At 58.6% G+C, this 21,740-nt stretch carries 17 protein-coding genes and 1 tRNA gene; 9 read left to right on the top strand and 9 right to left on the bottom strand.

Going from position 1 to position 21,740, the window contains the following annotated elements; translation table 11 throughout:
* Positions 1 to 23: 23 nt before the first annotated feature.
* Entirely contained in the window at positions 24 to 1,439 is a 1,416-nt protein-coding gene (gene pyk, locus QP995_RS01465) for a pyruvate kinase (RefSeq protein ID WP_016422938.1), read from the top strand.
* A gap of 140 nt (positions 1,440 to 1,579) precedes the next feature.
* On the opposite strand, the gene QP995_RS01460 is transcribed toward pyk, so the two are convergent.
* Together QP995_RS01460 and QP995_RS01455 are read right to left on the bottom strand one after the other, a co-directional pair.
* On the bottom strand, positions 1,580 to 2,857 hold the full coding sequence (locus QP995_RS01460; RefSeq protein WP_049193967.1) for an amidohydrolase: 1,278 nt from the start codon (positions 2,855 to 2,857) through the stop codon (positions 1,580 to 1,582).
* A 43-nt stretch (positions 2,858 to 2,900) separates the two neighbouring features.
* Positions 2,901 to 4,250 carry a DUF4921 family protein gene (locus QP995_RS01455; protein WP_187401584.1) on the bottom strand — a complete coding sequence of 450 codons (1,350 nt, stop codon included), beginning with the start codon at positions 4,248 to 4,250 and terminating at the stop codon, positions 2,901 to 2,903.
* Between the two features lie 110 nt (positions 4,251 to 4,360).
* Between QP995_RS01455 and QP995_RS01450 the strand changes: the two genes are divergently transcribed.
* From QP995_RS01450 to QP995_RS01440, 3 genes are all read left to right on the top strand, one after another.
* On the top strand, positions 4,361 to 4,744 hold the full coding sequence (locus QP995_RS01450) for a hypothetical protein (RefSeq protein ID WP_042388759.1): 384 nt from the start codon (positions 4,361 to 4,363) through the stop codon (positions 4,742 to 4,744).
* A 255-nt stretch (positions 4,745 to 4,999) separates the two neighbouring features.
* The gene (gene gdhA, locus QP995_RS01445; protein ID WP_016422934.1) at positions 5,000 to 6,343 is read left to right on the top strand and encodes an NADP-specific glutamate dehydrogenase; all 1,344 of its coding nucleotides are present in this window, start codon (positions 5,000 to 5,002) and stop codon (positions 6,341 to 6,343) included.
* Positions 6,344 to 6,428: 85 nt separating this feature from the next.
* The gene (locus tag QP995_RS01440; RefSeq protein WP_049170334.1) at positions 6,429 to 7,190 is read left to right on the top strand and encodes a sulfite exporter TauE/SafE family protein; all 762 of its coding nucleotides are present in this window, start codon (positions 6,429 to 6,431) and stop codon (positions 7,188 to 7,190) included.
* 8 nt (positions 7,191 to 7,198) lie between these two features.
* Here the strand turns inward: QP995_RS01440 and ehuA are convergent, their stop codons facing one another.
* The 4 genes from ehuA to QP995_RS01420 all read right to left on the bottom strand — a co-directional run bounded on the left by ehuA (position 7,199) and on the right by QP995_RS01420 (position 11,293).
* Positions 7,199 to 7,972, bottom strand: a complete 774-nt coding sequence (gene ehuA / locus QP995_RS01435) for an ectoine/hydroxyectoine ABC transporter ATP-binding protein EhuA (protein WP_016422932.1) — start codon at positions 7,970 to 7,972, stop codon at positions 7,199 to 7,201.
* A complete protein-coding gene (locus tag QP995_RS01430) occupies positions 7,973 to 8,890 on the bottom strand; it encodes an amino acid ABC transporter permease (RefSeq protein ID WP_370550222.1) in 918 nt (305 codons plus the stop codon).
* A 63-nt stretch (positions 8,891 to 8,953) separates the two neighbouring features.
* Positions 8,954 to 9,847: an ABC transporter substrate-binding protein gene (locus QP995_RS01425; RefSeq protein WP_016422930.1), complete on the bottom strand. Its 894-nt coding sequence runs from the start codon at positions 9,845 to 9,847 to the stop codon at positions 8,954 to 8,956.
* Between the two features lie 126 nt (positions 9,848 to 9,973).
* Positions 9,974 to 11,293 (bottom strand): NAD(P)-dependent malic enzyme, encoded by a 1,320-nt coding sequence (locus QP995_RS01420; RefSeq protein ID WP_284852843.1) that lies wholly within the window; start codon positions 11,291 to 11,293, stop codon positions 9,974 to 9,976.
* A gap of 756 nt (positions 11,294 to 12,049) precedes the next feature.
* Here QP995_RS01420 and QP995_RS01415 point away from each other — a divergent pair.
* Together QP995_RS01415 and QP995_RS01410 are read left to right on the top strand one after the other, a co-directional pair.
* Positions 12,050 to 12,808, top strand: a complete 759-nt coding sequence (locus QP995_RS01415) for an Ltp family lipoprotein (RefSeq protein WP_083317208.1) — start codon at positions 12,050 to 12,052, stop codon at positions 12,806 to 12,808.
* Positions 12,809 to 12,956: 148 nt separating this feature from the next.
* Complete coding sequence (locus tag QP995_RS01410) at positions 12,957 to 13,247, top strand: hypothetical protein (protein WP_070767265.1); 291 nt, start codon at positions 12,957 to 12,959, stop codon at positions 13,245 to 13,247.
* A gap of 276 nt (positions 13,248 to 13,523) precedes the next feature.
* Here QP995_RS01410 and QP995_RS01405 read toward each other — a convergent pair.
* From QP995_RS01405 to QP995_RS01395, 3 genes are all read right to left on the bottom strand, one after another.
* Positions 13,524 to 13,597, bottom strand: a tRNA-Leu gene (locus tag QP995_RS01405).
* A gap of 50 nt (positions 13,598 to 13,647) precedes the next feature.
* On the bottom strand, positions 13,648 to 14,625 hold the full coding sequence (locus QP995_RS01400; RefSeq protein WP_049193963.1) for a DUF368 domain-containing protein: 978 nt from the start codon (positions 14,623 to 14,625) through the stop codon (positions 13,648 to 13,650).
* 209 nt (positions 14,626 to 14,834) lie between these two features.
* On the bottom strand, positions 14,835 to 15,425 hold the full coding sequence (locus QP995_RS01395; protein WP_284852842.1) for a TetR/AcrR family transcriptional regulator: 591 nt from the start codon (positions 15,423 to 15,425) through the stop codon (positions 14,835 to 14,837).
* A gap of 459 nt (positions 15,426 to 15,884) precedes the next feature.
* On the opposite strand from QP995_RS01395, the gene polA reads away from it, so the two are divergent.
* The 3 genes from polA (at position 15,885) to QP995_RS01380 (ending at position 21,731) form a co-directional block, all read left to right on the top strand.
* Positions 15,885 to 18,515, top strand: coding sequence for a DNA polymerase I (gene polA, locus QP995_RS01390; RefSeq protein WP_284852866.1), 2,631 nt, complete (start codon positions 15,885 to 15,887; stop codon positions 18,513 to 18,515).
* Positions 18,516 to 18,797: 282 nt separating this feature from the next.
* Complete coding sequence (gene rpsA, locus QP995_RS01385) at positions 18,798 to 20,261, top strand: 30S ribosomal protein S1 (protein ID WP_005510285.1); 1,464 nt, start codon at positions 18,798 to 18,800, stop codon at positions 20,259 to 20,261.
* A gap of 378 nt (positions 20,262 to 20,639) precedes the next feature.
* On the top strand, positions 20,640 to 21,731 hold the full coding sequence (locus QP995_RS01380) for a glutathione S-transferase family protein (protein WP_255456234.1): 1,092 nt from the start codon (positions 20,640 to 20,642) through the stop codon (positions 21,729 to 21,731).
* The last annotated feature ends 9 nt before the right edge of the window (positions 21,732 to 21,740 follow it).

The following is a 21,740-nucleotide window of genomic DNA, read 5'->3' as shown; positions in this document are numbered from 1 at the left end:
GTTAAGGGACTAGGCTGGAGGCCGTGCTTAGACGAACGAAGATTGTATGTACCCTCGGTCCAGCAGTTGCTTCGCTGGAGGGGATTACCGGGCTGGTCAACGCCGGCATGGATGTTGCCCGCCTGAATTTCTCTCACGGTGAGCATGAGGACCACGCTCAGAACTACCACTGGGTGCGTGAAGCATCCGACGCTACGGGACATGCCGTCGGTATTCTCGCCGACTTGCAGGGACCAAAGATTCGCCTCGGTCGTTTTAAGGAAGGCTCGACGTATTGGGCTGACGGCGAGATTGTCCGCATCACCGTCGACGATGTCGAAGGCACGCACGACCGCGTCTCCACCACGTACAAGAATCTCGCTGACGATGCCCGTCCGGGCGATCGCCTGCTTGTCGACGATGGCAAGGTGGGCCTGGAGTGCATCGAGGTAGATGGCAACGATGTGGTGTGCCGTGTCATCGAGGGCGGTCCGGTCTCGAACAACAAGGGTGTTTCCCTGCCGGGGATGAACATCTCGGTGCCGGCTCTGTCAGAGAAGGATATCGCCGACCTGCGCTTCGCTCTGAAGCTGGGAGTCGACTTCATCGCGCTGTCCTTCGTCCGTTCGCCTTCCGACGTCGAACTGGTCCATGCGGTCATGGATGAGGTTGGCCGTCGTGTCCCGATTATCGCCAAGCTGGAGAAGCCAGAGGCAGTCGAGTCTCTCGAGGCCATCATCCTGGCTTTCGATGCCGTGATGGTCGCCCGTGGTGACCTTGGTGTTGAGGTGCCGTTGGAAGATGTTCCGCTGGTTCAGAAGCGCGCTATTCAGATTGCCCGCGAGAACGCCAAGCCGGTCATCGTCGCCACCCAGATGCTCGACTCCATGATTTCGAACTCGCGCCCGACTCGTGCGGAGGCCTCCGACGTGGCCAACGCTGTGCTCGATGGCGCAGATGCCGTGATGCTCTCGGGTGAGACCTCGGTTGGTAAGTACCCGCAGTCCACGGTTAAGACCATGGCTCGCATCGTCACCGCCGCTGAGCGCGAGGGGGAAGTTCCTGCGCTGACCCACATGCCTCGCACGAAGCGTGGTGTGATTTCCTACGCAGCTCGCGATATCGGTGAGCGCTTGAATGCCCGCGCTATGGTTGCTTTCACCACCTCGGGTGATACCGCTCGCCGTGTGGCACGCTTGCACTCTCGCCTGCCGCTGCTGGTATTCACTCCGAATCAGCAGGTTCGTTCGCAGCTTGCGCTGACGTGGGGTGCGGAGACCTTCTTGGTGCGCGAGGTTAACAGCACGGATGAGATCATGCAGGTCATCGATGAGCAGCTCTTGACCATGGAAAACTACAACGCTGGCGACACGCTGGTCGTTGTTGCTGGTACCCCTCCAGGAAATGAGGGCAATACCAACATGATTCACGTCCACGTTATTGGCGAGGACGCTCGCTAGCTCTCTGGCGCGTTAGGAAAAGCCGGTAAGCCCTTTTGGGGCTTACCGGCTTTTTGCTTGGAGCCTTTCGACCTGGGCTGTCGGGCTGTTTGGTGGGATCTTTGCGCTGTGCGCGGTGGCAAGCGGCCGGCACGCAGCTCTTACTTTGCCAAGTAGGACAGTACGGCGGCAGCGGCGGCAGAAGTCGCGGAGGTAGCCGTCGGCTCGAAGTCCGGCAGGAATGTCGGCATGTGATTCGACGGTACGTCTTCGACCACGCGGTCGGCAGCAACGGCGGCTTCCCACGTATCCCGAGGTGTGGCGCCAACGGTCCAGTAGACATATGGGCAGTTCAGTCCACGCGGCAGGTCTGAGAAGTCCTCCGATGCGGTCCACGGCACAGCATCGGTGGAATCGTCGCCGAGCACAGCGTCCATGACCGGGCGAATCGTGGCAAACGCCTCCGGATCATTGTCAGTGACTTCGCCGTGATCGGAGTACTCAATCACAGGCTCAACCTCAGTGCCGGAAGCCAGGCACTCGCCACGAACAACGCGCTCAATGCCCGCAATGAGCTTCGCGCGCACATCGTTGGAGTAGTAGCGAATATTCAGCACAATCTTGGCCTGACCGGGGATTGTGTTATTCGAATTGCCGGACTGCAGCGTGCCGACGGACAAAACACCAAACTCGTGGGGAGGAATCTCGCGCCCCACAATTCCTTGCAAGCGCAGAACGATTGCGGCAGCCAAGTACGTCGGGTCAATGGCGTTGTGCGGCATAGATCCATGTGCGGAGCGACCTGTCAGCGTGATGCTAATGGTGTCACAGCCAGCAAGTGCCGGGCCGGGCATGGTCATTACCTGACCTGCGGGGCCGGGAACAATGTGCTGGCCGAAGCACACATCTGGGGTGGGGATGAGGTCTGCCAGGCCGTCGTCAATCATAGCCTGTGCACCACAGGCCAGTTCCTCGGCGGGCTGGAACAGGGCAATGAAAGTACCCGACCACTCAGACTTAGTTGCTGCCATCAGGCTAGCCAGACCAAGACCGGCCGTCATGTGCATGTCATGGCCACAGGCGTGCATGACGGCGGTGGCAGAACCATCGCGGGCGGTACCGGTGGCAGAGGAAGCGAAGTCCACACCGGTTTCCTCGAACACCGGAAGCGCATCGATATCAGCGCGGAACAGCACGGTAGGGCCGGGGCCATTTTCCATGACACCAACGAGGCCGTGACCACCGATTCCCTCATACACCGTGTAAGTGCCCATGTCGCGAAGAGCACCGGCCAGATACGCGGCAGTTTTCTCCTCCGCCTGAGATAGCTCCGGGTGCTGGTGCAGGTAACGGTAGATTTCCCACTGCCTGTCCAATGGCACTCGATGAGTGGCGATGAGGTCGCGAATGCGGCTCAGTCGTGCTTCATTGTTGCTCACCTGGATTAAGACTCCTAACTTCTCTCTACTCTGTGCCAGAGAACTACAGTCGCGACCCGTCTTCGACGAGCGGGTTGTACTTCAGCGAGTTTGGCTGGCACTGGCACTCGGTCGCAATGTGAATGCTGTCCGAAATCTTTCCGGTCTCCCGTAAACGGTACATCTCCGGGACAACGCGGTCGCGCAGATCCCATGGGGAGATGGTGTTCAGATAAATCTTGGTGCCACCTTCAAAACCGGCCAAATTTGAGGTGCGCCACTTAATCATTACGCGCCACGGCATGCGGGCATCCAAATCGACAGGGCGGTGGTGCCATTCCTCGTTACACGGAATGGTGGGCCCGGCAGCGGCATGACATGCGTGAATCAGGTCCGACATTGCGTCTATCTCAGCCCGGGTTTGCAGCCACGGTTCGCAGACATCCGACTTCGAGAAGATCTCCAGCGTCGGGTAGCGGTGTCCGAATCCTGCGAAAGCCACCGCGTGCTCGTTTTCCGCAATAACCAGGTTGTGGCGGGCCGCATAGTCCACTGCGTATTCGTTGTAGATATTCGGGTTCTTGCGCACCGCCTGCACTTCGCGCTTGAGCTGCTCGCCGTGCTCATCGATGGCCACAAGCTGCTTGTGCAAGTGATCGAAGCTTGCGCCTGCCGGTTTCAGCCAGTTTTGGAAAGCGGCCACATAACGCACGTAGCGGTTCCGTCGGTACAGGTCAGCAATCGACTCGACGGTAAACGCAATGAGTGCGCGGTGCTCGGCAACGCTCAATGTGCCAGAAGAAGCCAGCTGGTTATCGTGGGTAGCGCCGTCGACAAAGTGGCGACGGGCAACAATCACATCGTGGCCGCCGGCGAAATAGCTTGGGGCGCGGCGCAGCAATTCCTCGTCGGAAAGCGCGTTGATTTCCTCTTCACTGCGTCCAGCGGCGCGGTAGCGCGTGCGAATGATGTTGAGCACGTGCTCGCGGCCCTTCGGGTCATCGAGGTAGGCCTCCATACGTTGCTGAGTTTCGCGGTCGGGCTCGAAGCCATAGTTTTCCGACCAATAGTCATAGGAGACGATCTCGAACAGGTTGGGCACGCGGCGGAACTCCGCGGTGGTGTCGAAGAGCTGGTCGGGCAGTACTCCGGTCACCGTGCTGTAGCCGCCGAATACCGATTCGTCGAGGACAACGCGGGCCTTCTCCGGCGGGGTTTGCAGCAGGTTGTTCCAGCCAAAGGAGTCGCGGGATCCAAAATCCTCCTCGCTCAATGGCTGCGGATCCGTGTGCTTAATTCCCAACGGCCGATTGCCACGACCTGGGACTGTCCACACCTGGGTACCGGAAAAAGGATTGACTTGCTTCACCGTGCCGTCGGCAAGCGTGATGAGGGGATTGCTGAAAGCCTGCATAAGTCCAACACTACGTCTTTGCTGGCGGTCGGCGCGCCAATGTAGGGGGACAGGGCTTGACGACGGTTAGCTATTGTCTGGCCGTCTCGCGTGGCTTAGCCTGTGAAGTTATGTCGAAGATTGTTTTTCACTGCCTGGTGAAGCCGACCGAATCGGAGGCGCTGGCCGAGGCATTTCGTACCAAGTTGAGTGAGTTTGACCGCGCCGGGCGAATTAGTGACGTGGATGTTTCGGTGGCGTCGGCGGACACTGACGCGCAGTTGGTGGAGCAGTGGGAGCGTGAGAACCCGAAGGAGCCGTTGGGGGATAGGAAGGTATTCCGTTATCTCTTGAGCTTCGATCAGCACGGCGGTTCTCTCAATGAACTCGCTATGGACCTCTCTGAGCTACTGACTCCGCGTGCAGAATTGCCCCCGGACCCAGTGCTGCGTGAGTTCGACGAAATGCTCGAATCTGTTGCGACGTATCCCTGGAATGTTGCCGTATTTAGGTAATTTCCTACCTAATTCGTGAAAAGTGTAAGCCTCCACAGAGTCAGTGATTGGCTTGGCCAACGGGTGTAGCGCAAATCGCTACGAGTTTTCCCAGCAATATGCCGTTGTATAATTATGTCCGCTTCAATATCTACAGTTGCCCAGTCCTTGTGCACACAACCTGTGCCACCGAGTTACGGCAACCGGGAAGTGGTTTACAACCGCTGACGGTTTGTTCTTCGTGGGCGCCATAATGGTTTCGCAGAGAGGTTTATTTTGAATATCGAGCAGAAGGTTTCGGGACTCTATGACCAGATTCTCACCCGAAACGCCGGTGAGCCGGAGTTCCACCAGGCAGTGGCAGAAGTTCTGGAGTCGCTGAAGGTCGTCCTGGAAAAGGACCCACACTACGGTGACTACGGCTTGGTTCAGCGTCTGTGTGAGCCGGAGCGTCAGATCATTTTCCGCGTGCCGTGGGTCGATGACCAGGGGAAGGTCCAGGTCAACCGTGGCTTCCGTGTTCAATTCAACTCTGTGCTGGGCCCGTACAAGGGTGGTCTGCGCTTCCACCCGAGCGTGAACCTCGGCATCATTAAGTTCCTGGGCTTCGAGCAGATCTTCAAGAACTCCCTGACCGGCCTGCCGATCGGTGGCGGCAAGGGTGGCTCCGACTTTGATCCGAAGGGCAAGTCCGAGCTAGAAATCATGCGCTTCTGCCAGTCGTTCATGACTGAGCTGCACCGCCACATCGGTGAGTACCGTGACGTCCCGGCCGGTGACATCGGCGTCGGCGGCCGCGAGATTGGCTACCTGTTCGGTCAGTACCGCCGTATGGCCAACCAGCACGAGTCCGGCGTTCTCACCGGTAAGGGCCTGACCTGGGGCGGTTCCCTGGTTCGTACCGAGGCCACCGGTTACGGCTGTGTCTACTTCACTGAAGAGATGATGAAGGCCAACGGTGCTGACATCAACGGTGCCAAGGTCATCGTTTCCGGTTCCGGTAACGTCGCCATCTACGCCATTAAGAAGGCTCAGGAGCTCGGCGCTACCGTCGTCGGTTTCTCTGACTCTTCCGGTTACGTCTCCACCCCGAACGGTGTCGACGTCGAGCTGCTGAAGGAAATCAAGGAAGTTCGTCGTGCTCGCGTCTCCGAGTACGTCGCTGAGGCTGAGGGCGCTGAGTTCCACGAGGGTGGCAACATCTGGGAGCTCAAGGCTGATGTCGCACTGCCGTGTGCAACTCAGAATGAGCTCAATGGCGAGTCCGCCAAGCTGCTGGTCGACAACGGCTGCCGCTTCGTTGCTGAGGGCGCAAACATGCCGTCCACCCCGGAGGCTATCGAGGTCTTCAAGGCCAACGGTGTCCACTTTGCGCCGGGCAAGGCTGCCAACGCTGGCGGTGTTGCAACCTCCGCTCTGGAGATGCAGCAGAACGCTACCCGCGATTCCTGGTCCTTCTCCTACACCGATGAGCGCCTGAAGCGCATCATGACCAACATCTTCAAGAACTGCGAAACCACCGCCGCTGAGTACGATCACGAGGGTAACTACGTGCTCGGTGCCAACATCGCAGGCTTCAAGAAGGTCGCTAACGCAATGCTGGCTCAGGGCGTCATCTAGTCTGCTAACGTTTCCGCTTTACGACGGATCCTCGGCGACCCCGCCCGTCGAATAGCCGAAAAGCCCACGCTGTAAACTCCCTCCCATGGAGTTATCAGTGTGGGCTTTTGTCTTTATCGTGGCAACGATTTTTGTCGGGGCCCTGATGCAGCGAATAGCCGGTATGGGGCTCGGACTGTTGGGAGGTCCGGTCCTCTCACTGGTTGCAGGTCCCGTAGCAGGAATTTTGATTATTAACGTGCTCGCATCGGTCAATGCGATCATGCAGACCATCTCGGTGCGAGAAAACGTCGATTGGAAGAAGTTCTGGCTGATTGGCCCGGTGATGGCTCTCGGCGCGCTCCCCGGCGCTTGGGTGGTTCACAACACGCCCAGCGGTCCACTCCAGGTGCTGGTCGGCGGGCTCGTGCTACTCGCGCTGCTAGTGACATCCGTTATGCCTCAGCGCATGCGTGTCGACGGCCCACAATACGCCGTTGCCTCAGGCGTGGCCGGCGGTTTTATGAATACCCTGGCCGGCATTGCGGGCCCAGCCATTACCGTTTACGCACAGGCTTCCCGTTGGCCAGCGCAGACATTTGCAGCCACCCTGCAACCGCTCTTCTTTGTTTCCGGCGCGTTGTCCTTGCTGTTCAAGGAAATCAGCGGTGACGTATCTGTCTTCGCCACCACACCGGTTATCCTCTGGCCGCTGTGTTTGGTTGCCATGATTGTGGGTATATTTTTGGGCACTCGCGTTTCCCGACGAGTGCCCATTGTGCAAGCCCGAAAGCTCGCGGTCATTCTGGCGACTACCGGCGCGGCAGTCACTATGTTTCGCGGAATCTCCGCAACTTTTGGCGCTTAGGCTTGCTGTTACTTCAACAGCGAAGACAGGAAGTTGCGGGTGCGCTCGTGCTGCGGATTACCCAGCACCTCATCCGGGGTGCCCTTTTCCACGACCACGCCGTCAGCCATAAACACGACCTGGTCGGCGACTTCACGGGCAAAGCCCATCTCGTGCGTCACGACGACCATGGTCATGCCCTTATCGGCCAGACCACGCATGACGTTGAGAACCTCACCGACGAGCTCGGGGTCAAGAGCGGAAGTCGGCTCATCGAAGAGCATTAGCTTCGGCTCCATGGCCAGGGCTCGAGCAATGGCAACACGCTGTTGCTGACCGCCCGAGAGCTGAACAGGGTAGGCATCGGCCTTGTGCGCCAGACCAACAGTCTCCAGCAGCTCCATGGCACGCTTTTCAGCCTGCTCCTGAGAGACACCCTTTACCAGCACCGGTGCCTCGGTGATATTTCCCAGCACCGTGCGGTGCGGGAACAGATTGAAGTTCTGGAAAACCATACCGATATCGCGACGCTGACGGGCAGCTTCTGCGGCGGAAATCTCGTAGAGGCTGCCGTTCTTTTCGCGGTAGCCAATCAGGGAACCATCGACGTAGAGACGGCCGGCATTGACCTTCTCCAGGTGGTTGATACAGCGCAGCAGCGTGGACTTACCGGAGCCCGAAGGACCAATGAGGCAGGTAACCGTACCGCGTGGAACTTCCAGGTCGATGCCCTTGAGGACCTCGAGACGGCCGAAGTTCTTCCGAACCTTTTGCGCCTCAACCATCAAATCTTTGGTAGTCATTTACTGCGGATCCTCTCGGTAGAAGTGCTCTTCGTCCTTATCGACAACGCGAGCATTTGCAAGCGGCACACCTTCGGCGTCGGCAAGCGCGGCCAGCTGGCGGGCGGTGAGCTGACGGGTAGCGCCGCGGGCGAAGTAGCGCTCAAGGTAGAACTGTCCGACCATCAGAATTGATGTGATGACCAAGTACCAGGTGGCGGCGACAAGCAGCATCGGCACCGGCAGGAACAGCGCATTGGCGATGTCCGTGGAGCGGCCGTAGAGTTCCAGCGAGAACGGCACTGCGATGACCAGCGAAGTGGTCTTCAGCAGGGAGATGAACTCGTTGCCCGTCGGCGGGATGATGATGCGCATAGCCTGTGGCAAGATGGCGCGGCGGACAGTCTGCCACCAGCTCATACCCAGTGCCTTCGATGCTTCGGTCTGGCCCTCCGGGACAGCCTGGATGCCGGCACGGACAATTTCAGCCATGTATGCGGACTCATTCAAGCCGAGACCGACGAACGCCAACACAAAGGTATTGGACAGGACGGTGCTGAGATCAACCTCGGCAACGCCCAGGTCAATCGTCGAGTAGATAGTGCCGAGGAGGCCCCAAAAGACCAGCTGCACGTAGACCGGAGTTCCTCGGAAAACCCACAGGTAGAACCAAGCAACAGTGGACAGCACGGGGTTGTCCGACATGCGGAGTACGGCGACGATAGCACCGCCGACGATACCGATGAGCATGGCCAAGACCGTCAGTGCAATGGTCCAGCCAGCGGCAGCGGCTATTCGTGTGTCGAACAGGTACTGGAAGTAAACATCCCAGTGGTAGGCCTCGTTGCGGGCGGCACCGATGATGAACCACAGGAAGAGCACCAGCAGCACTGCTGCGGTGATCCAGCGACCCGGGTGCGGCAGCGGTTTGGCCTTAATTTCTTCGTTGAGTTCCGCCTGTGTGGCCTCGTAGCGGGCGCCAGACGCAGATGAGTCGCTCACTTAAAGTTCCTCTCCGTTAATAGTGGCGCGTTCCAAAGCACCGTCTTCCAAACCCCATGTGGTCAGGATTTGCTTGTACTGGCCGTTGTCGATGAGGTACTGCAGTGCCTGCTGCAGCACTGGGCCAAGTTCTGAATCCTTCGGAATAGCGAAGCCGAACGGGGCACCATCGTAGATATCTCCGGCAAGCTCGAGTTTGCCCTCAGAGCGATTGACCGCATAGGCACTGACTGGTGAGTCAGCTGCCAGCGCGTCAGCACGCCCCAGCACCACAGTGGTAGCGGCGGTACCGGCATCCTGGTAGGCCAATTTGTTAATTGGTGGCAAACCGCGATCCAGACAATCCTGATTCTTTACCGGCAGGTCCTCCATGTCCGCGACGGTATTGCGCTGAACGGCGACAGTTTTGCCACAGTAGTTGTCGGAGCTGGCGTCGCTGCCCGGGCGACGTGCCCACTGCAGGCCGGTATCCAGGTAGTCGACGAAGTCGTAGGTCTTGCGGCGCTCCTCATTTGAGGTGAAGCCGGAGGCGCCAACATCAACTGCGCCGGCCGACAGGGCCGGAAGAATCAGTGCGAAATCCTGTTCTTGGATTTCCAGCCGCAAATCCAGGACGCTGGCCATGGCCCGCATGAGGTCAATGTCGAATCCGATGATGGAACCGGCGGAATCCTTAAACTCTGCCGGGGCGAATGTTGGGTTGGTGCCGATGCGCAATACTTCGCGCTTACGAAGATCTGCTGGGACCTGTTTCGCCAGTTCGGGGACCGCTGCCGGTTTGATCTCTGACCAGCCCTCGGGGTTACCGCTTTCGTCATTGGTGACGCAGCCTGTAAGCCCTAAGAACAAGGTCGCAGTCAGCGTGGCAGCCGCCAATGCGATGGGTCTTTTCATATCTGAATATGTTACCTAGGCACAGGAATACCTTAAATTCGGTACCCCTATTCAGCTGCGTCTTAGGCTGGTGCAGGAAAACCGCACGCTTTTCAGACTTCCCGGGGAATAGTCAGCGCCGGTTTTCTAGTTCGCTTCAGCTGCAGCAAAGCCATTGCCAGTGACGTCGAGCGGGCCGACCGCGCCGGAGGCCGGGTCGCTCAGCGCAGCATCGCGGACAGCCTTCGCCACGGCCGGCATGACGCGCGAATCCAGCGCCGACGGGATAATGCGGTCGGCACTCAGGTCTTCTACGCCAACATTTGCAATGGCCTGAGTAGCAGCCAGCTTCATGGCCTCGGTGATCCGTTTGGCACCCGCCTCCAGTGCGCCACGGAACAGACCCGGGAAGGCCAGCACATTATTAATCTGGTTCGGATGATCCGAGCGGCCAGTGGCCACGACGGCTCCGTACTTGCGGGCGACTTCCATCGGAATCTCCGGAATCGGGTTGGCCAGCGAGAACAGAATCGGGTCAGCGGCCATTTGGCTAATCGCATCCTCGCCGATACGGCCGGCAGAGACGCCGATGAACACGTTAGCGTCGACAAGCGCATCGTTGATCGAGCCGGTGATACCGCGTGGGTTAGTCATGCCGGCGACCCACTGCTTGATGTCGCTCAGTGGCTCGCGGTCCGGGTGGATGATGCCGCGCGAATCGACGACGACGATGTCGGACACGCCAGCGGACAGCAGCATCTTCGTCGCAGCGACACCAGCGGCACCAGCGCCGGAGATGACCACGCGGAGATCCTGGAAGCTGCGACCTGTCAGCTTGCAGGCGTTGATCAGGCCGGCGGCGATGACGATGGCGGTGCCGTGCTGGTCGTCGTGGAAGATGGGGATGTCGAGCTCTTGGTCGAGACGCTGCTCGATCTCGAAGCAGCGAGGCGCGGAGATGTCTTCGAGGTTCACTCCGCCAAACGACGGCGCCAGCGCCTTGACCGTCTGGATGATTTCCTCTGTATTGAGGGTATCCAGGACGATTGGCACAGCGGAGATGCCGGCGAACTGCTCGAAGAGCTGGGCTTTTCCTTCCATCACCGGTAGCGCGGCCTTGGGCCCGATGTCGCCAAGGCCAAGCACGGCGGTGCCGTCGGAAACCACTGCGACGTTCTGGCTGGTCCAGGTGTAGGTGCGGGCCAGAGCCGGATCTTCGTGGATGGCCTCACAGACGCGAGCGACACCTGGGGTGTAGCCGATGGAGAGGTCGCGAATTGTCTCGAGCTTCATGGTGGAGTGGGAGCGGAGCTTGCCGCCTCGGTGTGCCTCAAAGATTTCCGCATCGGTGATGGTCGACGGATCTGTGGGGGCGGTGTCCTCCGGTACTGCGTGAAGTGGCGTCTTAGCGGAGTTCGCGTTCGCAGTGTGGGCGGAGGAGCTAGAGGGGGAATTCGCAGCAGGCATGATGACAGTCCAAAACGTGTTGAGTACTGAGTACTTTGTACTTTGAGAAAACTCGACCGCGGCGTGAGCTGCTGGTGGGCAGTGCGTAAAGCCGGGAGCAAAGCTTGGCAGGTGATACGTAGTGGTGTGCGTAAAAACTAAACCAGTCTTGCTATACGGGATTGGTATCTCATTATATGGACAGTGGGGTGGAAAATAAAATCTTTGCGGTTGGGGGAGCGGGGATTTGGGAAGTGTCGTGGGGCTGGCGGCCGCGGGCGTGATGCCGGAACCCCGGCTTTTGCCGAGTTCGACGAGTCCTGCCATGGCGTCATCTATGTCAAGAGCTACGCTGCTGTGTTGTTTGCGATGAAGGTGTGCACCGGGGCTTGCTCGGAAGCGTCTTTGTTGGGAAGTGCCTTCGGTGGGGCGTCTATGTGCTGTCGGGTTCCATATAGGCGGCTGTCGTTGGGGGCTCCACGCCTTGGCCGCTTTTGGCCTTCTATTGGTTTGGAAAATGTTGGCGATATTATTTGCCGATATTGAGCAAGCGCTGGCCGGGGTTGAAGGTTAGTTTTTAAAGAGATTAACCAGTTCCAAGCCCTGTTATATGGGGTAGAGGCCTGGTTTTTTCTTACCTTCAGTGGTGCCGTATGGTTCGCGAATCGAAAATATTTGTGTAGTGCGGAAAGTTGAGTCCGGGGTTCCTGAGATAGTTCCAACTGACGACAGAGAGCTGTTCGTTTATTGCAACTTCTACGCAGGAGGCTTCTTACGATGTCCAATTCCACTTTCCCCCAGAACCCGCAGAGCCCACAGAACCCGTATGGCTCCCAGAATCCGTATGTATCCCAGGATCCGCAGGCTTCGCCGGGGCAGCAGTACTACCAGCACAACCCGCAGGATCCGCTCGGCCAGCAGTCCTACCCGCAGGGTCCGTCGGCAGCGGGGCAGGTGCCTCCGGCTCCGAAAGAAAAGAAGAAGGGTGGCTGCTTCAAATGGGGTGGTATCGCCGCGGGCGCTGTCGTCGTTCTAGCTGTGGCGGCCAGCTTGACTGGTGGCGGTGACACTGACGCGGGTTCCGATTCTGAAGCTGCGTCTCTCTTTGGCTCGGAGACTGCCGTTGCGGCTGATTCTGGGACTGTTGAGAATGCCGATTTCGCTGAGGCACCCGAGGCAGGTGCAGATGAGCAGCAAGGTCAGACGGGGGAGCAGCAAAAGCAGGATGAGAAGGTCTCGACTGAATACAAGAATGCTCTCCGCAAGGCAGAGATTTACGCGAATCGCATGCACATGTCGAAGGCCGGTATTTATGATCAGCTGACCTCGGAGTATGGCGAGAAGTTCTCACCGGAGGCTGCCCAGTATGCAATGGATAACCTTGAAGCGGACTGGAATAAGAACGCACTGGAAAAGGCGAGAATCTATCAGGATTCGATGGCAATGTCCCCGGATGCGGTTTACGAGCAGCTGACGTCGGAATACGGCGAGCAGTTTACTCCGGAGGAAGCTCAGTACGCGGTGGATAACCTGTAGCAGCGGGCTTCGTTTGTTGATGACGCCAATTGGCCAGAGCCCAGTTGGATGCCTGCTGTAAAAGGACGGCTTCCGCTTCACCAGAATGCATTTGCTGCACACTGAACGGCTGTTGGTGAAGCGGAAACCGTCTCGGCAGTTTTAATGCGTGACCGGGCAGTTGAGCGAGTGTCTGCAGCACAACTTCGGCGCGGTACAATTCGTGCCGTTTATCAACCGCGCCCGCATCGGCGACCGCGGCGGCAAAACAGAAGTAACCGCGACACTGCGCCGCTACGCAGACGCAGCCACCTGTCTTGCAGAAGACATCGCTGAGTTTCGAGTCTCCATCATAGAAGAGCAGCGGCAAGCTTTGTTGAGTGGGATTTCCGAGTACGCCGATGGCGATGAAGAAGTTTTCAGAGCGTATGCTCGCCTGTTGAAATCAACGGACTCATAGCCATGGAGTAGCCACATTCGCGGGGTGCGAGTCCCTGCCATGGCACTGCCCCGTTCACTCAATCGGTAGTGGCGGGGTTTTCTTATTCCCAAAAACAGATTCACCCAGGAGTTAACGCAGGATTCAGCAGGCAATACGTGGCTCTTTTTTGGCTCATTTTTGGTGCAAAATACCCGTGAAAGTGCGTGAAAAAGAGTGAAAGATAGTGAATACGCAGACAAGCAAAAACCCGCCCCCACCAGGCTAAAAGCCAGGTGAAAGCGGGTTTTCAAATCGTGCCCCCGGTGAGACTCGAACTCACACTGGACGGGTTTTGAATCCGTTGCCTCTGCCAATTGGGCTACAGGGGCGCAAAGCCGTCGATAAGCGAAAATGCTCTATCGAAGCGACTTTGACTAGTTTAGTCCATCGACCCCGAATTAGAAAAACGGCGCTGCGCATAAGCGACGACGCTGACGATTGCGGCGCCGAGAATGAACAGTCCGAGGGCGAGTCCCCAGTCGGAGCCGATGCCCTGGAGCTCGTTGTTTTCGGTCTGCCACGGCCAGAGAGCGCGCAGCGAACCGAGCATGAGGCCGGACATGGCGACCAACGTGAGCGCCTGGTGCGTACTCAGCAGCCATTCGAGGAGGCGGATGAACAGGACGATGCCGATCAGCGCGCCGACGAAGAACGTGCCGATGTAGGCGAAGTCACGGTCGTGAATTGCGCCCATGGTCGGTGCGTAGAGTCCGATGACCAGCAGGAAGAAAGAGCCCGAAACGCCCGGCAGAACCAGTGCGCACACGGCAATCGAGGCGGCGATGAGTACAAGCCAGAGAGGCGGCTGCGTCGGCGCGGCCTGTGGCAGGGAAGTAAGCGCGAACAGGGCGATGCTGAAGAACAGGAAGACGGCGATGGCCTTGCCGCGCATGCCCGGCTGACGCAGAGCGCCTGGCGGTAGCTCGTTCAGCGGCATGGTAATCGAGGCGGCGATCATGCCCATGAACAGTGCTCGAGAAGCGACTGGTTGGTTGGTGACGAAGTTCTCCATGACGCCTGCCATGGAGAAGACCATGGCAACCATGCCGATAGCCACCGGAATGAGCAGCCACCAGTCGATCCTGCGTAGGTCCTCCTTGAAGGTGCCCTTCGACATTGCCCGCGGCAGATCGGTGATGCGCTTGGCCGATTCAATCAGGCGTCCGTAGATGCCCGTGATCAGCGCAAGCGTGCCGCCGGAGACCCCCGGAATCGTCTCGGCGAGACCAATGAGGCCACCGCGAACTGCGTTGGCGATGACACCCAGCGGGGTCGGCTTCGGGATTTCAGAGTAGGGGCTCGTGGTCGGCAGCGTGGTCGACTCTGCGCCAGGAGCGCTCGTATTTTCAGTAGACATCGCAGGCCATTGTATGTCTTCCACCTGAGAAGAAGCGTATTTCCGTGTGTGTATTAGTGGCTTCGGGGTGCGATTAAGGACACAAAACAAAAAAGCAGCGCCTGGGGTGGCGCTGCTGATTCAGTGAGTTACGCAGGAGTAGTCGGTGGCAGTGGGTGGTGGCAGTAGGCAGTGGGCAGTGGAGCTGCTTCCTTGGCCGTGCTCAGTTCTTAGCCGTGCTCGATGATTTGCTGCAGGCAGCTGCCCAGGGCCTCAACCGAAATCCTCGGCGCGTTGGCCTCATCAATCAGACCAGTATCAGAAAGAACTAGGTATCCGACGCAGAGGGAAATAGCCATCTGGCTGCGGTGCACAGCAGCGTCGTGGCTAACGTCTTCCGGTCCGTCCTCTTCGATGCGGCGAATCAAGTCATCTGCAACAGCTTCATTGAACCGCTCGGCAATGACTTTTGCGGTTTCCTCGGAGTCGAGGGATCCGACAATCAGCGGAATCATGGACTGTCCGGCCATTCCTTGACCAGTCAAAATAGCGCTGGCCATCCGCTGGCCAAGTTCATTGAAGGGAGCTCGGCTGAGTGTGCCTTTGAACTGGCTGAAGTCAATCAGTTCGGCCATGAGACCTTCTTTGGAGCCGAAGTACTTGATGATGAGCGGCGCGCTAACGCCCGCATCGCTGGCAATTTCCTTCAGCGGCACGCTTCGCAAAGGCTTGCGCGCGAAGTGCCGAGCTGCAGCCGCGATGATGCGCTCGCGGGTGGACTGGGCGCTCCGTTGGAAATCGGTCGAATCGAACTCACTCATGCTGAAGAGTCTAAAGCCATGAAAGCGTAACTACGCCAATTGATTTCAGAGGCATGCGCAGGACGTGGCGATATGTTTTCGCGGCCACCTCAAAGAGGGGGTAATTTCGAGGTGCCTCATTTGGGGCAGGTTCCGTGCATGTTGTTGACCAATCGCTGGAAAATATGGAAAAACTCCAGGAAAATAAGGCGAATATTAAAGTTGGATTACAGCATTTCGGAAACTGAAACCAGGTGCCAAGCGACGCTCGAGAGGCTCACTCTTGCGAATCACTGTTCAGGTGGACTAAGGGGCTGCTGAACTCGTTTCAAAATACAGCCTGATTACCGTAATTATTGTTCACTGAAGCTGACTGGCCAACAGCTCATCCTCCGCAGCTCGCGATTCCTCAGCGCGTATCTCAGTTTTCCTACGCTGTTCAATATTTTCCTACACTGGGATGTCATGAAGAAGACCCTCATGCTTATCGACGGTCATTCCATGGCCTTCCGCGCGTTCTTTGCCCTTCCGGTGGATAATTTCTCAACTACCGGTGGTCAGACAACGAACGCGGTGTACGGCTTCCTTTCTATGCTGTCCAATATCCTCAGCGAGGAAACGCCCACGCACGTGGCGGTCGCCTTCGATGTCGCCCGCGAGACCTTCCGCAACGAGATCTTCCCGGAGTATAAGGCTCAGCGTGAGAAGACTCCTGAGGAATTCCGTGGTCAGGTGCCGCTTATTCAGCAGGTGCTGAAAGAGATGGGCATCGTCACGCTGGAAAAGGACAACTACGAGGCCGACGACATTATCGCGACGTTGGCTACCCAAGCCAAGCCTGAGGGCTTCGAAACGCTCATCGTCACTGGTGACCGTGACTCGTTCCAGTTGGTCAACGACACCACGACGGTGCTTTATCCAATGCGCGGCGTCACCACGCTGCATCGCTTCACGCCTGCTGCTATCGAGAAGAAGTACGGTCTGACGCCGACTCAGTACCCGGATTTCGCGGCTCTCCGCGGCGACCCCTCCGACAATCTCCCGGGCATTCCGGGGGTCGGCGAGAAGACCGCGACGAAGTGGATTGTTCAGTACGGCACGCTGGCAAACCTCATCGACCACGCTGACGAAATCCGCGGCAAAGTCGGCGATAACTTCCGCGAGCGCGTCGCAAACGTCCAGCTGAACCGCGACATCACCGAAATGGTCAAGGATCTGCCCTTGCCGTACGGTCCGAACGAGCTCGAGCTCCGTCCCGCCGACGCCCAGGGAATCATCGACTTCTTCGACCGCCTCGAATTCGGCGACAACCTTCGCGAACGCGTCTTCCGCACCCTTTCCATCGAAGGCGCGGGCGTCACCGCCTCCACCAGCGACAGTGCGACAAAGCTCGAGGCTGTTTCGCTTGACGACGGCGCCCTGGCTGCCTGGCTCGATAATCTGCACGAGCCGGCCGCGTTGCAGGTCGGGGAGCACACCCTGATGATTGGCTCCGCAGATGAGAAGGGCAAGACCTCCGGCCAGGCTGTTTCTCTCGACTTGGGTGATCTTTCCGCCGAAGATGCCGACGCACTGCGCGAGTGGCTCGCTGGCGACCATCCGAAGCTGGTGCATGACTCTAAAACGGCCATGCATGCACTCTGGAACTACGACTTCGAGCTGGCCGGGGTCATCCACGACACCTTCCTGGCTGCGTATCTGCTGCGCCCAAGCCAGCGCAGCTACAGCTTGGACAACGTCGTCCAGCGTCACCTGGGCCAGACTCTTTCGCAGGCCGATGGCCAAATGACCCTGCTCGATGGCCCGGCCGAAGACGCTTCCTATGTCGCCGCCGTCATCGACCTGGCTGAGCGATTGGCTGTCGAACTCGACGAGGCCGGGCTCTACAGCGTGTACGCCGACCTGGAAGTCCCGCTCGCCCCAGTGCTGGGTCGGATGGAGCGTGCCGGTATCGCTGTCGATGTTGATGCGCTCGAGGAGCTCCGAAAGCAGGCGCAGGCGGCTACCGATGAAGCGGAGAGTGAGGCTCGCAACCTCGTCGATAAGCCTGAGTTGAATCTCGGATCGCCGAAGCAGTTGCAAGAGGTCCTGTTTGACCAGCTGGGGATGCCCAGGACAAAGAAGACGAAGACTGGCTATTCCACGGCGGCGAAGGAGATTGAGGGGCTGGCGAAGGTCAACCCGCATCCGTTCCTGGATTACCTGCTGAAGTTTCGCGAGTCGCAGAAGATGAAGTCGACCGTGGAGGGGCTGATTAAGGCTGTCGCTGATGATGGCCGTATTCATACGACTTTTAATCAGACGGTCGCGGCGACGGGGCGTCTGTCGTCGACGGAGCCGAATCTGCAGAACATCCCGGTGCGCACGGAGTTCGGGCGACGGATTCGTGAGGCGTTCGTGGTCGGCGATGGCTATGAGCAGCTGATCACCGCGGACTACTCGCAGATTGAGATGCGCGTGATGGCGCACCTGTCGCAGGATCCGGGGCTGATTGAGGCCTACCGACAGGGCGAGGACCTGCACAACTACGTTGGTTCGAAGGTTTTCGGTGTCGGCATCGATGAGGTTACGCCCGAGCTGCGTCGTCGTGTGAAGGCGATGAGTTACGGTCTGGCTTATGGTCTGAGTGCTTTTGGTCTGGCGCAGCAGCTCGACATTCCGCAGCGCGAGGCGAAGAAGCTCATGGAGGACTACTTCGAGCGCTTCGGCGGCGTGCGCGATTACCTGCACAAGGTTGTTGAGCGGGCGCGCAAGGACGGCTTTACGGCCACGATGTTCGATCGTCGTCGCTACCTGCCGGAACTCAACGCCGACAACCGCATCGCTCGCGATAACGCGGAACGTGCGGCATTGAACTCGCCGATTCAGGGGTCGGCGGCAGACATTATTAAGATTGCGATGCTCCGGGTCGACGATGCTCTACGACGGGGCGGGTTGCGCTCACGTGTCCTCCTGCAGGTTCATGACGAACTGGTTGTTGAAGTTGCAGATGGGGAAGAGGGAGCCATCAAGGAGCTGTTGCATCGCGAGATGGACTCGGCGGCTGAATTGCTGGTGCCGTTGGATGTTTCCATCGGTGCTGGTGTGAACTGGGATACTGCTGCGCATTAGTGGTGCGAAGGTCGGGCCGTAGTGCTGGTCGGCGGACTTGATGCGGGCTTGCCGCGGATGTGTTGCGGACTTGAATGTCGCAGCTCAAATCGGTATTGTTCGCTAGGTATGCATTAGCGTGCCGACTTTGCAGCCTCGAGCTTCATGGACATCGGGTTAACTAATTGCCAATGGTGAGATTCGCCGAAAGCGGATTTGGCCCGGTTGTCCAGGGGTTTCTTTGAGGGGCAAGGCCGAAATTGTCCGTTTTTCGATTTCTATCCGCTTCGGAGCACATCTTATATGTCCACTTCTAACGTCCCTCAGGTTGCCATCAACGACATTGGCACCGCTGAGGATTTCCTGGCCGCTGTCGACTCGACGATGAAGTACTTCAACGATGGTGACATCGTTGAAGGCACCGTCGTTAAGGTTGACCGCGACGAGGTTCTTCTCGACATCGGCTACAAGACTGAAGGTGTCATTCCTTCCCGCGAACTGTCCATCAAGCACGATGTCGACCCTGACGAAGTGGTCGAAGTTGGCGATGAGATCGACGCGCTGGTCCTGACCAAGGAAGACAAGGAAGGCCGCCTCATCCTGTCCAAGAAGCGCGCTCAGTACGAGCGTGCTTGGGGCACCATCGAGCAGCTCAAGGAGAACGACGAGCCGGTTACCGGTACCGTCATTGAGGTCGTCAAGGGCGGCCTGATCCTCGACATCGGCCTGCGCGGCTTCCTGCCGGCTTCCCTCGTCGAGATGCGTCGTGTCCGCGACCTCCAGCCGTACATCGGCCAGGAGATCGAGGCCAAGATCATCGAGCTCGACAAGAACCGCAACAACGTCGTTCTGTCCCGCCGTGCATGGCTCGAGCAGACCCAGTCTGAGGTCCGCTCTGAGTTCCTGCACCAGCTGCAGAAGGGCCAGGTCCGCAAGGGTGTCGTTTCCTCCATCGTCAACTTCGGCGCATTCGTCGATCTCGGCGGTGTTGACGGCCTGGTTCACGTTTCCGAGCTGTCCTGGAAGCACATCGACCACCCGTCCGAGGTTGTCCAGGTTGGCGACGAGGTCACCGTCGAGGTTCTCGAGGTCGACCTGAACCGCGAGCGCGTTTCCCTGTCCCTGAAGGCTACTCAGGAAGATCCGTGGCGCGTCTTCGCCCGCACTCACGCAATCGGTCAGATTGTACCGGGCAAGGTCACCAAGCTGGTTCCGTTCGGTGCGTTCGTCCGCGTCGAGGAGGGCATCGAGGGCCTGGTTCACATCTCCGAGCTGGCTTCCCGCCACATCGATGTTCCGGACCAGATCGTCTCCGTCGACGAGCAGGTCATGGTCAAGGTCATCGACATCGACCTCGAGCGTCGTCGTATCTCCCTGTCCCTCAAGCAGGCTGACGAGGACTTCACCGAAGAGTTCGACCCGACCAAGTACGGCATGGGCGACTCCTACGACGAGCAGGGCAACTACATCTTCCCGGAGGGCTTCGACCCGGAGACCAACGAGTGGATGGAGGGCTTCGAGACCCAGCGCGCAGAGTGGGAGGCTCGCTACGCAGAGGCAGAGCGTCACCACCAGCTGCACGCTGCCCAGATCGAGCGTCACCGCGCTGCAGCTGCCGAGGCTGCAGAGACCGCTTCGAACTACTCCTCCGAGTCCGGCGAGGCAGCCCCGGCTGCTCCGGCCGCACCGGCTGCAGACAACGCAGGCGGCACCCTGGCTTCCGACGAGCAGCTCGCTGCTCTGCGCGAGAAGCTGGCTGGCAACTAAGCTAGGCCGCTAAGGGCTTACACGTCCCTTTGAGAAATCGCCCCGGCGAGGTTTTCCTCGCTGGGGCTTTTTCGTGCCTTCTTTGCTTTACGACGGGCACCTGCTCGGCCTTGTTCTTATATCGGCGGCTTGAGGGCTTGCTGCATCCTTGGTCCGGGTGATGGGGCTTTGGGCCATGAGGGTGGTGCCGCTGTTGTCTAGGGCGGGCTTACGCTTCACCAGAAGTAGTTTGCTGCACAGTAACCGGCTGCTGGCGAAGCGCAAGCCGTCCTAATGGCCCTAATGACTCTAATGCCCTGGTGGCCCTGTCGATTTTGGTGGCTCTGGCGGTCTTTACTGCCGTTGACAGCCTATCTTTCTGCCCATATGATTGGTGACATGACAACAAAGAATCAGGCTAATCACGTAGAGGATTCCTCCCACTCCACAGGCGGTGTGTACTCGCAGGAGGGTAAGGACTTTAACCGCGACACCCGCTATATCAACGACCGCATTGTTAAGAACGGTCGCGAGGTAGGCGACGGAATTAAGACGTGGCCCGTTGAAGCCGGTCACTACCGCCTCATCGCGGCTCGCGCGTGCCCATGGGCACACCGCACGCTTATTGTTCGCAGGTTGCTCGGCTTGGAAGATGCAATTTCAGTCGGAATTCCAGGGCCAGTGCACGATGCCCGCTCCTGGACATTCGACAAAGGCCCAGGTGGCCGCGATGAAGTACTCGGCTACGAGCGCCTGCAGGAGGCATTCCTCAAGCGTTTCCCGGACTACCAGCGTGGCATTACTGTTCCGGCCATCGTCGAGATCGAGTCGGGCGAGGTCGTGACCAATGACTTTCCCTGGATCACCTTGGACTTCATTACCGAGTGGACCGAGTTCCACCGCGAAGGCGCCCCGGATCTTTACCCGGTGGAGATGCGCGAGGAAATGGATGAGCTTATGCAGTTCATCTACACCGAGATCAACAACGGCGTCTACCGCTGTGGTTTCGCAGGCTCGCAGGACTCCTACGACAAGGCTTACGACCGGCTGTTCGATGCCCTAGACAAGGTTTCTGAGCGCTTAGAGACCCGCCGTTACCTCATGGGCGACCACATCACTGAGGCCGACATTCGCCTTTACACGACCCTGATCCGCTTCGATGCCGTCTACCACGGCCACTTCAAGTGCAACCGGAGCAAGATTTCCGAGATGCCGGTTCTATACAACTACCTGCGTGATCTCTTCCAGACTCCGGGCTTCGGCGACACCACTGACCTCGTCGATATCAAGCGCCATTACTACGAGGTCCACCGCGACCTCAATCCTTTAGGGATTGTCCCGAAGGGGCCGGAGCTCTCTGACCTGCTCCAGCCGCACGGCCGTGAGGCCCTTGGTGGCAGCCCATTCGGTAACGGCACCGCCCCGGCCCCAGTCAACCCAGATCCCGTTGAAGAGGGTCACCGCATCGAGGATCTCGTCGTAAAGCACTAACGTGCGGGG

Source organism: Corynebacterium sp. MSK032 (assembly GCF_030232065.1).
In the GTDB taxonomy this organism is placed as follows: Bacteria; Actinomycetota; Actinomycetes; order Mycobacteriales; family Mycobacteriaceae; genus Corynebacterium; species Corynebacterium jeikeium_D.
Note: the sequence above shows the minus strand (reverse complement) of the source record. Positions and strands in the feature narration are given on the sequence as shown.

Excerpts from the sequence above, each read along its gene's own strand:
- QP995_RS01455 (WP_187401584.1), bottom strand. The coding sequence starts at position 4,250 with ATGCAGGCTTTCAGCAATCCCCTCATCACGCTTGCCGACGGCACGGTG.
- QP995_RS01450 (WP_042388759.1), top strand. The coding sequence starts at position 4,361 with ATGTCGAAGATTGTTTTTCACTGCCTGGTGAAGCCGACCGAATCGGAG.
- QP995_RS01440 (WP_049170334.1), top strand. The coding sequence starts at position 6,429 with ATGGAGTTATCAGTGTGGGCTTTTGTCTTTATCGTGGCAACGATTTTT.
- ehuA (WP_016422932.1), bottom strand. The coding sequence starts at position 7,972 with ATGACTACCAAAGATTTGATGGTTGAGGCGCAAAAGGTTCGGAAGAAC.
- QP995_RS01425 (WP_016422930.1), bottom strand. The coding sequence starts at position 9,847 with ATGAAAAGACCCATCGCATTGGCGGCTGCCACGCTGACTGCGACCTTG.
- QP995_RS01420 (WP_284852843.1), bottom strand. The coding sequence starts at position 11,293 with ATGCCTGCTGCGAATTCCCCCTCTAGCTCCTCCGCCCACACTGCGAAC.
- QP995_RS01415 (WP_083317208.1), top strand. The coding sequence starts at position 12,050 with ATGTCCAATTCCACTTTCCCCCAGAACCCGCAGAGCCCACAGAACCCG.
- QP995_RS01400 (WP_049193963.1), bottom strand. The coding sequence starts at position 14,625 with ATGTCTACTGAAAATACGAGCGCTCCTGGCGCAGAGTCGACCACGCTG.
- QP995_RS01395 (WP_284852842.1), bottom strand. The coding sequence starts at position 15,425 with ATGAGTGAGTTCGATTCGACCGATTTCCAACGGAGCGCCCAGTCCACC.
- polA (WP_284852866.1), top strand. The coding sequence starts at position 15,885 with ATGCTTATCGACGGTCATTCCATGGCCTTCCGCGCGTTCTTTGCCCTT.
- rpsA (WP_005510285.1), top strand. The coding sequence starts at position 18,798 with ATGTCCACTTCTAACGTCCCTCAGGTTGCCATCAACGACATTGGCACC.
- QP995_RS01380 (WP_255456234.1), top strand. The coding sequence starts at position 20,640 with ATGACAACAAAGAATCAGGCTAATCACGTAGAGGATTCCTCCCACTCC.